Raw genomic sequence first — 10,484 nt, 5'->3', positions numbered from 1 at the left:
GAAGTCTGCCGCCAAAGCACCGGCAAAGACAAAGGCTCAAGCTACGAGCCCGAAGAAGGCGAAAGCCGCCGATCCGAAGACCAAGACCAGCTCAACCGCTGCCGCTCCGAAGGCACCGACCGCGCCTGCCAAGAACTCTTTCTACATCACCACCGCCATCGCCTATCCGAACGGCGCACCTCACATCGGTCACGCCTATGAGGCCATCGCGACCGATGCGCTGGCGCGCTTTCAAAGGCTCGACGGCAAGGATGTATTCTTCCTGACCGGCACCGACGAGCACGGTTTGAAGATGATCCAGACCGCGGAAGCCGAAGAGCTGGCACCGATGGAAGTCGCGACACGTAACGCGCAACGCTTCAAGGAGATGGATCAGCGGCTGAACATTTCCTTTGACCGGTTCATCCGCACCACCGAAGAGCAGCACCATCGTTCCAGCCAGGAAATCTGGAAGCGGATGGCCGACAATGGCGACATCTATCTCGACAGCTATGCCGGGTGGTATTCGGTGCGCGACGAAGCCTATTATGCGGAGGATGAGACCACCGTCGGCGAGGACGATGTGCGCCGGGGACCGCAGGGCACGCCGGTGGATTGGGTAGAGGAGAAGAGCTACTTCTTCCGTCTTTCTGCCTATCAGGACCGGCTACTCGCGCTTTACGAAGCGCAACCCGATTTCATCGGCCCCGACACGCGCAAGAACGAGGTGGTGAGTTTCGTCAAAGGAGGACTGCGGGATCTATCGATTTCGCGGACCACTTTCGATTGGGGCGTCAAGGTCCCGGGCGATCCGGAGCACGTGATGTATGTCTGGGTCGACGCGCTTACCAACTACATTACCGGCGTCGGCTTTCCTGACGAGGGTGACGCGGATTGGCACTACTGGCCGGCGGATGTGCATATCATAGGCAAGGACATCATTCGCTTCCACGCGGTCTATTGGCCCGCCTTCCTGATGTCGGCCGGAATACCCGTGCAAAAGCGCGTCTATGCCCACGGCTTCCTGTTCAACAGGGGCGAGAAGATGTCGAAATCGGTCGGCAATGTCGTCGATCCGTTCAACCTCGCCGACCAGTACGGCGTCGATCAGACGCGTTATTTCTTCCTGCGCGAGGTGCCGTTCGGCCAGGACGGCAGCTACAACCACGAAGCCATCGTCGCGCGCATCAATGCCGATCTGGCCAACGATCTCGGCAACCTGGCGCAACGCTCGCTCTCGATGATCGCCAAACAATATCAGGGCGTGCTGCCATCACCCGGCGGGTTCACCGTCAATGACAAGGCCATCCTGGCTCAGGCCGATGGCATGATTGCGCTCGCACGAAGCGCAATGGCGACCCAGCAGATCCATCAGGCGCTCAACGCGGTTTGGGCGGTGGTTGCCGAAGCCAACCGTTATTTCGCCGGCGAAGCGCCTTGGGCGTTGGCCAAGACCGACCCGGCGCGTCAGGGCACCGTCCTGTACGTGACCGCCGAAGTCGTGCGCCAAGTCGCCATTCTTGCCCAGCCCGCGATGCCGCAAGCCTGCGCCAGACTGCTCGACATCCTCGGCATCCCCGCCAAAATCGAGTCCCGTAACTTCGCTGCGCTCGGCACGCGGATCAAACCGGGTGTGGTGCTTCCAGCACCGGCCCCGGTATTTCCGCGCTATATCGAGCCTACGGCAGCCTGAGCGAACGCCGATGCTCGTCGACAGCCATTGCCATCTCGACTTTCCGGACTTTGCCGACGATCTCGACGGCATTGTCGCACGCGCAGAGATGGCCGGCATCGGGCGTATCGTCACGATCTCGACGCGGGTGAGGCGTCTCGACGCGCTGCTCTCGATCGCGGAAAAATACCCGAACGTCTATTGCTCGATCGGCACTCACCCGCATCAGGCCGACGAGGAAGACGGAATTCCGGCCGACGAGCTGATCACACTGACTAAACACCCCAAGGTCGTCGCGCTCGGCGAAGCCGGCCTCGACTACTTCTACCAGCACGGCTCGCGCGAAGCGCAGGAGCGGGGCTTCCGTACCCATATCGCGGCCGCGCGCGCCACTGGCCTTCCGCTGGTCATTCACACCCGTGAAGCGGATGAGGATTGCGAACGCATCCTTGAAGACGAAATCGCCAGGGGGCCGTTTCGCGCGGTGCTGCATTGTTACACCGGCGGGCGGAAGCTTGCGATGAGGGCGATCGAGTTGGGCTTGTCGATCTCGTTCACGGGCATTCTCACCTTCAAGAAGTCTGATGAGTTGCGCGCGCTGGCCGCGGAGCTGCCCGCGGACCGCATCATGGTCGAGACCGACGCGCCGTATCTCGCGCCCGGAAAGTTTCGCGGCAAACGCAACGAACCGGCTTACGTGGTTGAGGTCGCCAAAGTGTTGGCGGAGGCCCGCGGCGTCTCGCTGGAGGAGATTTCGCGGCAGACGACTGAAAACTTCTTCCGCCTGTTCTCCAAAGTGCCCTCGCCGCAAGCCGCATGACACTGACCCTCACCATCCTCGGCTGCGGATCGTCAGCTGGCGTGCCGCGGCCGGCGCTGGGTTGGGGAGCGTGCGATCCGGCAAATCCGAAAAACCGCCGCCGCCGCTGCTCGCTGTTGGTCGAAGAGACCGGCGATGGGGGCACCACACGTGTAGTCATCGACACTTCGCCTGACCTGCGTGAGCAGCTGATCGACACCGAGGTGGATCACATCGATGCGGTGTTTCTGACTCATGAGCACGCCGATCAGACCCATGGAATCGACGATCTCCGTTCAGTTGTCCTGCACCAGCGCCGCCGCATCCCTACCTATTTCAACAGGTCGACCGCCAACGACATCATGGCGCGGTTCTCCTATTGCTTCGTGACGCCAGAAGGCAGCGAGTATCCGCCCATCCTGGAGCGGCAAGCGATCGAGGGTGGGCAGAACCGAACCATCGAAGGGAAGGGCGGGGCGGTGACGCTGTCGGCGTTCAACCTTGTGCACGGCAATATTCCCGTACTCGGTTATCGGATTGCGGACGCGGCCTACACACCCGATGTCAGCGACATCCCGGAAGCCAGTTCGTCGTTCCTCCGGAATCTGGATCTCTGGATCATCGACGGCTTGCGCTATGCCGGCCATCCCAGCCATTTCAGCGTCAGCGACGCGCTGTCCTGGATCGAGCGCTTCAAGCCAAAGCGCGCCGTCATCACCAACATGCATTCCGATCTGGATTACGAGGTGCTGCGGCAAAGCCTGCCGAACGGCGTGATCCCCGCTTATGACGGCATGCGGCTCGAAGTGGCGCGCTAGCCTCAAATCTTGTGCAATTCCAGCGCGGATGGGTGAAACAGCTCTTCCGGCGCGAGCAGACGAGAAGATAGACCTTCGGCGTGATGGCGCTCCAGAAAACGCCTCAGCACCTCGCGGTTCGGCTCAAGCCCGTAAGACCAGAAATCATCACCCATCAGCCGGCGCGCCGCGCCTAACTGCTCTTCGACGAACGGCAAGGTTACCTTGGTCGCGGAGGTGTCCGAGAGTTTGGCGAGCGCGATCGCCTTTGAACGCTCGAAGGCCTTATAGACGGCTACCGGCAGCCACGGATGCTTTTCGACCAGCGTGCGGCGGATGCCGAGCGTGTGCATGATCGGGAAGAGGCGGGTCCGCCGGTACCATTCGGTCGCGGTCGCTTGCGGATCGGCAAAGAGATAGCCGACATTGGGGTGTCCGCGATCGAAACAGGAAGGCGCACGCGGCCCGATTACCGCATCGATTTCGCCGCTTGCAAGCAAATCGGAGATGGTGGCGTCTGCTCTTGCATTCTCCAACTTAACATCACCCGGCAGATTGAGACTGATCTTCTCGATCCGTCCGGGGTGTTCATAGCCGCCGCGCACCCAGGTCACATCGGAGGGACGGATCCCGTAATCCTCTTCGAGAAAGAGGCGGACCCAGATGTTGGCCGTGAGCTGATATTCGGGCAACCCGACGCGACGTCCTCTGAGATCGGCCGGCGATTTGATCCGATCGGTACGGACATAGACCGAGGTATGGCGAAAGGCGCGGGACGGGAACACCGGCACCGCGATATAAGGACTGGTGCCCGCCGCGGTCTTGACCGAATAGCTCGAGAGCGACAATTCGCAGACGTCGAAATCGGCATGCCTGAAGGCGCGAAAGAAGATTTCCTCCGGATCGAGCAACATGAACTGCGCATCGACGCTGTCGATCTGTACCAGACCGTCGACCAGCGGACGCATCCGGTCATAGTCACCGATAGCGGCGGAAAGCTGTAGTTTGCCCATCAGGACGCTCCCTTATATGTATGGGTTCTTCTATTTCGTCCAAGCACAAGAAAACAACAGGGAAATCCCGCTATGTCCAACGCCGCATCCGACGCCGTCGCATCTGTCATCCGGGAAGTGGTTGATGCCAACCATATTCTATTCGATCAGGGCGTGGTGGACGGGTTCGGTCATGTCAGCGCGCGGCATCCGGAGCGGCCCGATCGTTTCCTGCTCTCCCGAAGCATGGCGCCCGCACTGGTCACGGAAAAGGACGTGCTGGAGTTTGATCTCGACGGCAATCCGGTTCAGCCGGGAGGACCAGCGCCGTATCTTGAACGATTCATTCACGGCGAGATCTACCGCAAACGACCGGATGTCATGTCCGTCGTGCACAGCCATTCTCCGTCCGTCGTTCCGTTCAGTGTGGTGACGGGGACCAAACTGCGTCCGGTCTGCCATATGTGCGGATTTCTGAGCGAGAAGGGAACGCCGGTCTTTGAAATCCGCGACTTCGCAGGGCCAGGCAGCGATCTTCTGATCACCAGCGGCAAGCTCGGCGCCGCGCTGGCGGACAGTTTGGGCGAGGGGCCGGCCGTCCTGATGCGCGGCCACGGCTCGACCGTGGTCGGCAGCACGCTGCGGCAGACGGTGTTCCGTGCGGTCTATACCGAAGTCGGTGCGCGGCTGCAGATGGAGGCAATGCGCCTCGGGCCGATTACCTACCTCACTGAAGAAGAAACGGTCGGGACGACCAAGACCATTAGCACGCAGTACGACCGCTCCTGGTTCCTCTGGCTGAAGGCAGCGCGAAACAGCCCGATGTCGCAATGAAGATACCTTACGCCGAAATCGCTTTGGCCGAGTGAAGCTGATTGCGCAGCAGGAATTTCTGAATTTTGCCGGTCGAGGTCTTCGGGATCGGGCCGAATACCACGGCCTTCGGCGTTTTGAAGCCAGGCATTTGCGCCCGGCAAAACGCGATGATGTCGGCCTCGGTCGCTTGCGCGTTTTCTTTCAGCTCAACGAAAGCGCAGGGCACCTCGCCCCATTTCGTATCCGGCTTGGCGACGACGGCGGCGAACAGCACGGCCGGATGCTTGTAGAGGACATCCTCGACCTCGACCGAGGAAATGTTTTCCCCGCCGGAAATGATGATGTCCTTGGAGCGATCCTTGATGATGACGTAGCCGTGCTCGTCCAGCACGCCGAGATCGCCGGTGTGAAACCAGCCACCGGCAAAGGCCTCACGGGTGGCCTTTTCATTCTTGAGGTAGCCCTTCATGACGATATTGCCGCGGAACATCACCTCGCCGACGGTCTCGCCATCGCGCGGCACCTCACGCATCGTTTCGGGATCGAAGACGGTGATCGCTTCCTGGAGCGGGTAGGACACGCCCTGCCGGCGTTTGAGCTGGGCCCGCTGATCGGCGGCGAGATCGTCCCAGCCGGGCTGCTCGGCGCAGAAAGAAGCCGGACCATAAGTTTCGGTCAGGCCGTAGACATGGGTAAGCTTGATGCCGATCCGCTCGGCGCCTTCAAGCACTGCAACCGGGGGGGCAGCTCCTGCGATCAGCCCAACGACTGAATGGGCATCTGGTTTCGTCGGAGCTGTCGACGCGTTGATCAGCGTGTTGTAAACGATCGGTGCGCCGCACATGTGCGTCACGCCGTGTTTCGGGATCAATTCGAAGATTTTCGCTGGATCGACCTTGCGCAGGCAGACATTGATTCCGGCCGCCGCCGCAATGGTCCATGGAAAGCACCAGCCGTTGCAATGAAACATCGGCAGCGTCCAGAGATAGACCGGATGCGCACCCAAATTGGCGGCCAGGATATTGCTCACCGCGTTGATATAGGCACCGCGGTGGTGGGTAACGACGCCCTTGGGATTACCCGTGGTGCCCGACGTGTAGCTCAGCGCGATCGCGTCCCACTCATCGGATGGAGGGCGCGCGATGAATTTTTCATCGCCCTGCGCGAGCGCCGCTTCATATTCGATTTCCCCGATGCGTTTTTTGCCGAAGGTCTCATCGTCAACATCAATCACGAACGGCTTCTCGCCTTTCATCTGCTCGAGCGCGTCCGAAATGACACCAGCGAATTCCGGGTCGACCAGAATGATTTTGGCGGCGCCATGGTCGAGCTGAAAGGCGATCGCAGACGCATCAAGCCGGATATTGAGCGTGTTCAACACGGCGCCAGCCATCGGGACCGCGAAATGCACCTCGTTCATCGCCGGGATATTCGGCAGCATCGCCGCAACCGTATCGCCCGGACCGATGTTGCGGCCGGCGAGGTAAGAGGCAAAGCGCCGGCAACGCGCGTAGGTCTCAGACCAAGTGAAGATCCGGTCCTCGTAGACGGTGCTCGTATGGTTGGGATAGATCGCGGCGGTGCGCGCCAGAAAACTTATAGGCGTCAGGGCCACAAAATTGGCCGGCGTCTTCCCAAGACCAACATCATATTGGTTCTGCGTTGCTGCCATCGGTTGCCCTCGTTTCGCCTAGAGAAAGCCGATCGATATCCAGGGGAAGATAGCAACGATTATCAAGCCTGCCATCAGGGCAAGCAAATAACCCCAGATCGGGCGGATGCCTTCGGCCGGGTCGACGCGGCCGATGGCGCAGGCGGCATAATAGCCGACGCCAAAGGGCGGCGCGAACAGCCCAATGCCCATCGCCAGGATGATGATCATCGCGTAGTGGACCTCGTGCACGCCGACGGCTCCAGCGATCGGGAACAGAAGCGGGCCGAACAGCACGACCGCGGGAATGCCTTCGAGTACGCTGCCCAGAATGGTAAAAGCGATAATCGAGACCGCGATGAAGCTCGCGGAACCGCCGGGCAGGCCGGTCATCGCGTTAGCCAGCGCCCGCGAAAAGCCCGACTGGGTCAGCCCCCAGGCCATCCCGGTCGCCGTACCGATGATCAGCAGGATGGCGCCGGAAAGGCTGGCGGTCTCGATCAGCATCGGCATCAACCGCCGCCAGTCGAATTGGCGGTAAATCGAGAGACCGACCACGAAGCCGTAGACGATACCGATGGTGGAAACTTCCGTGGCGGTCGCGACACCCTCCACGACTGCGGCGCGGATGACAAAGGGCAGCGCCAGCGCGGGCAGGGCGATGACGAAGCTGCGGAGGATTTCCGAAGCCGTCGCCCGCTTGACGTGGCTCAAATCCTCGCCGCGATAGCGCCACCACACGAGCGCCGATAACGTGATCGCGCACACCAAGCCGGGCAACAACCCGCCGGTGAACAGCGCCGAAATCGAAACACCGGTCACCGAGCCGATGGTGATGAGGACGAGGCTCGGCGGAATGGTTTCGGTCTGTGCGCCGGTCGCAGCGAGCAGGGCGACGAGATCGCCGGGCCGGGCGCCACGCTGCTTCATCTCGGGGAACAATACCGGCGCTACCGCCGCCATATCGGCAGCCTTGGAGCCTGAGATGCCCGAGACGAGATACATCGCGCCGACCAGCACGTAGTGCAGGCCGCCGCGCACATGGCCGAGCAGGCTCGCCAGAAATGCCACCATCGCCCGGGCCATACCGGTCATTTCGATCAAAAGCCCGAGGAAGATGAAGAGGGGCACCGCGAGCAGGATCAGATGGCTCATCCCCTCGTCCATGCGCCCCACCAGAACCATCAGCGGCGTCCGCGTCGTCAGCGCAAGATAGCCGAAAATCGCCAGTCCGAACGCAAAAGCAATCGGCACCCCGGCAAAGACGCAGAAACCGACCACGCCGACGAAGAAAATCACCAGATTGAGGTTGCCGAGCGGCCGGAGCCACGGACCCGCCAGCCAGCAAAGGGCCACCAGAAACGCCACCGAAAGCGCAGCCTTGATCACGAGTCCGGCATCGCCAAACCGCATCAGCCGGAGAACCGAGAACAACATCATCAGGCAGATACCGACCGGCAAAGCAGCCGCGCGCCAGCTATTGGAGATTTGCAGCGCCGGCGTCGTGATAAAGCTTTCCTCGTAGGCGTATTGATAGCTCGGCACCACGATCAGCAGCAGGAACGCGAACGCGGCACAGGTCGCGACGACGTCAAGGAACGCGCGCGTTGCAGGTTTGACGCCGGCGACGATGGCCGTCATCCGCATGTGCTCTGAACGGCGAAACGCGACTACCGCGCCCAGCATCGCGAGCCACAGGAACAGGATAGAGGCGAGCTCGTCGGACCAGATCAGTGGCTTCTGCACGATGTAGCGCGCTACGATCCCCGCAAACAGCGTCACGACCTCGGCGACGACGAGCAAAGCGGCTGGAATTTCGACGAGCCGGCCGACCAAGTCCTCGAGCGCGATGACAGGCGAAAGACGGCGAGGGGACATCACCTCACCGCCCGTGGGCTGCGTCGCCTCGGCGTTCGCCATTTTCCTAGCCTTCAGCCGGTGGCGCTAAGACAATTTGCCGACTGATTTCTCCAGGATCGACCACGCCTCCTCGCCGTATTTTCCTTTCCATTCGGAATAGAAACCGGCCGCTCGCAGCTTGTCACGGAACGGCGCCAGATCAGGCTGATTGAAAGTCAATCCCTTGGTCGAGAGTTCGTCGCGGACGGTCGCGTTAAGCTTTTCGGTGTCGGTTCGCGCTTTGAGCGCCGCCTCGTTGACGTTCTTCTCGACGATGGTGCGTATGTCCGGCGGCAGCGCTTCCAAAGCACGGCGATTGGCCAGGAACCAATAGCCGTCCCACATGTGATTGGTCAGCGAGCAGTATTTCTGGACCTCGTAGAGCTTGGCCGTCGAGATCAGCGCCAACGGATTCTCCTGGCCTTCGACAATCTTGGTCTGAAGCGCCGAATAGACTTCGTTAAAATTGATCGAAGCCGGCGACGCATCGAACGCCTTGAACATCGACGTCCACAGCGGCGATACCGGCACGCGGATCTTGAAGCCTTTGTAGTCGCCGGGCCCCGTGATCGGCTTGGTTGAGGACGTGGTCTGGCGGAAGCCGTTATCCCAGATCTTCTCGAATGCCACGATATTGGCCTTGGCGATTTCCTTGCGCACATAGCTGCCAAGATCGCCGTCCATGGCCTTCCAGACCGTGGGATAGTCCGGGAAAGCAAAACCCATCCCGTTGATGGAAGCCGCTGGAACCAGGATCGCCAGGATCAGGCCGGACATCGTGAAGAACTCGACGCCGCCGGAACGAAGCTGGCTCAAGACGTCCGTATCCGCGCCAAGTTGGTTGTTCGGGAAAATCTGAAGATCAAACCGGCCATTGGTCTGGCTCTTGATCGCGGCAGCCATTTCCCGGGCGCGAATGTTGAGCGGATGCGTCTCCGGCAGGTTGTTGGCGAACTTGTAGCTGAATTCGGCCTGCTGGGCTCGCGCAACCAACGGCGCGCCCAAGCCGCCCAGGACGGCCGATGCGGCGGTGGTCTTCAATAGCGAACGTCGTGAAAAGCCCATCTCGTCGTCTCCCAAATCGTTTCTTATTCGGCTTCCTCTTGGAAACACTCCGGTTGGCTTTTTGCCTGCTTTCACTGGAAATACCAAGCGCCGGGTTCGTAGGCCTTTCGCTTCGTTTTCCGACGCTCGTTGGCCAAGTGACCGTACGATATGCGCCGCGCCACGAACGATCTCCAAATTCGCTGGAAGCTGAGGACTTATGTACAAATGTCTGGAATCTCTATGGAATAAAATATTCCATAATATACCTTATGCGAATCATGGGTATACGGATCAGGATTGACGGAGACGATCTCGCTGCGGTCACCGTCCCCTGAAACGTGGCTTGCGCCGCTCCAGAAACGCCGCCACGCCTTCTTTGTGATCTTCGGTCAGGGTTGCGAGTGCAAACTGATCGACGTCCATGTGGCTGGTGAGATCGTCGAGCGCGTGCGTGAGACGGTTGATGGTGAGCTTGGTCATCGCAGCCGAGATCGGCGGTTGGCTGGCGAACTTTTCCGCAAACGCCATTGCCTTGTCGAAGGCCGCGCCGGGATCGGTCACCTCCTCCACCAGGCGCCATGCATGGGCTTCCTCGGCGGAGATGCGCCGGTCGGCGAGGATCACGGCCTGTTTGGTGCGCGCTGGACCCATCAGGTGCAACAGGCGCGGAACACTCTGCCAGCTCATGTTCATGCCGAGCCCGACTTCCGGAATCCGGATATGGGCTGATCGGCTCATGACGCGGAAATCGAGGGCGACCGCCAGCGCGATACCGCCGCCGATGCAAAAGCCTTCGATTGCTGCGATCGTGATCTGTTCCATCTCCTGCCAG

9 protein-coding genes are annotated in these 10,484 nt (G+C 60.7%); 4 read left to right on the top strand and 5 right to left on the bottom strand.

Features of this window, described 5'->3' with window-relative positions; translation table 11 throughout:
- From metG to WB528_RS12420, 3 genes are all read left to right on the top strand, one after another.
- The coding region (gene metG, locus WB528_RS12430; protein WP_423888712.1) for a methionine--tRNA ligase at positions 1 to 1,672 on the top strand (1,672 nt) is incomplete at its 5' end.
- Between the two features lie 10 nt (positions 1,673 to 1,682).
- The gene (locus WB528_RS12425; protein ID WP_423888711.1) at positions 1,683 to 2,471 is read left to right on the top strand and encodes a TatD family hydrolase; all 789 of its coding nucleotides are present in this window, start codon (positions 1,683 to 1,685) and stop codon (positions 2,469 to 2,471) included.
- Positions 2,468 to 3,268 carry an MBL fold metallo-hydrolase gene (locus WB528_RS12420; protein ID WP_423888710.1) on the top strand — a complete coding sequence of 267 codons (801 nt, stop codon included), beginning with the start codon at positions 2,468 to 2,470 and terminating at the stop codon, positions 3,266 to 3,268. Before WB528_RS12425 ends, WB528_RS12420 begins: the two co-directional genes overlap by 4 nt.
- Before the next feature lie 2 nt (positions 3,269 to 3,270).
- On the opposite strand, the gene WB528_RS12415 is transcribed toward WB528_RS12420, so the two are convergent.
- Positions 3,271 to 4,260, bottom strand: coding sequence for an ABC transporter substrate-binding protein (locus WB528_RS12415; RefSeq protein WP_423888708.1), 990 nt, complete (start codon positions 4,258 to 4,260; stop codon positions 3,271 to 3,273).
- Between the two features lie 72 nt (positions 4,261 to 4,332).
- Between WB528_RS12415 and WB528_RS12410 the strand changes: the two genes are divergently transcribed.
- A complete protein-coding gene (locus WB528_RS12410) occupies positions 4,333 to 5,073 on the top strand; it encodes a class II aldolase/adducin family protein (protein ID WP_423888707.1) in 741 nt (246 codons plus the stop codon).
- A gap of 7 nt (positions 5,074 to 5,080) precedes the next feature.
- On the opposite strand, the gene WB528_RS12405 is transcribed toward WB528_RS12410, so the two are convergent.
- The 4 genes from WB528_RS12405 to WB528_RS12390 form a co-directional block, all read right to left on the bottom strand.
- Positions 5,081 to 6,727 carry an acyl-CoA synthetase gene (locus WB528_RS12405; RefSeq protein ID WP_423888706.1) on the bottom strand — a complete coding sequence of 549 codons (1,647 nt, stop codon included), beginning with the start codon at positions 6,725 to 6,727 and terminating at the stop codon, positions 5,081 to 5,083.
- Between the two features lie 18 nt (positions 6,728 to 6,745).
- Positions 6,746 to 8,626, bottom strand: coding sequence for a TRAP transporter large permease subunit (locus WB528_RS12400; protein ID WP_423888705.1), 1,881 nt, complete (start codon positions 8,624 to 8,626; stop codon positions 6,746 to 6,748).
- A 24-nt stretch (positions 8,627 to 8,650) separates the two neighbouring features.
- Positions 8,651 to 9,670 carry a TRAP transporter substrate-binding protein gene (locus tag WB528_RS12395; protein ID WP_423888704.1) on the bottom strand — a complete coding sequence of 340 codons (1,020 nt, stop codon included), beginning with the start codon at positions 9,668 to 9,670 and terminating at the stop codon, positions 8,651 to 8,653.
- A gap of 303 nt (positions 9,671 to 9,973) precedes the next feature.
- Positions 9,974 to 10,484: enoyl-CoA hydratase/isomerase family protein (locus WB528_RS12390; RefSeq protein ID WP_423888703.1), on the bottom strand; the 511-nt coding region annotated here is incomplete at its 5' end.

The organism is Bradyrhizobium sp. (assembly GCF_049586575.1).
Lineage (GTDB): Bacteria > Pseudomonadota > Alphaproteobacteria > Rhizobiales > Xanthobacteraceae > Bradyrhizobium.
This window is presented reverse-complemented; position numbering and strand designations above follow the sequence as displayed.

Coding starts and splice junctions, on each gene's coding strand:
- WB528_RS12425 (WP_423888711.1), top strand. CDS start 1,683: ATGCTCGTCGACAGCCATTGCCATCTCGACTTTCCGGACTTTGCCGAC.
- WB528_RS12420 (WP_423888710.1), top strand. CDS start 2,468: ATGACACTGACCCTCACCATCCTCGGCTGCGGATCGTCAGCTGGCGTG.
- WB528_RS12415 (WP_423888708.1), bottom strand. CDS start 4,260: ATGGGCAAACTACAGCTTTCCGCCGCTATCGGTGACTATGACCGGATG.
- WB528_RS12410 (WP_423888707.1), top strand. CDS start 4,333: ATGTCCAACGCCGCATCCGACGCCGTCGCATCTGTCATCCGGGAAGTG.
- WB528_RS12405 (WP_423888706.1), bottom strand. CDS start 6,727: ATGGCAGCAACGCAGAACCAATATGATGTTGGTCTTGGGAAGACGCCG.
- WB528_RS12400 (WP_423888705.1), bottom strand. CDS start 8,626: ATGGCGAACGCCGAGGCGACGCAGCCCACGGGCGGTGAGGTGATGTCC.
- WB528_RS12395 (WP_423888704.1), bottom strand. CDS start 9,670: ATGGGCTTTTCACGACGTTCGCTATTGAAGACCACCGCCGCATCGGCC.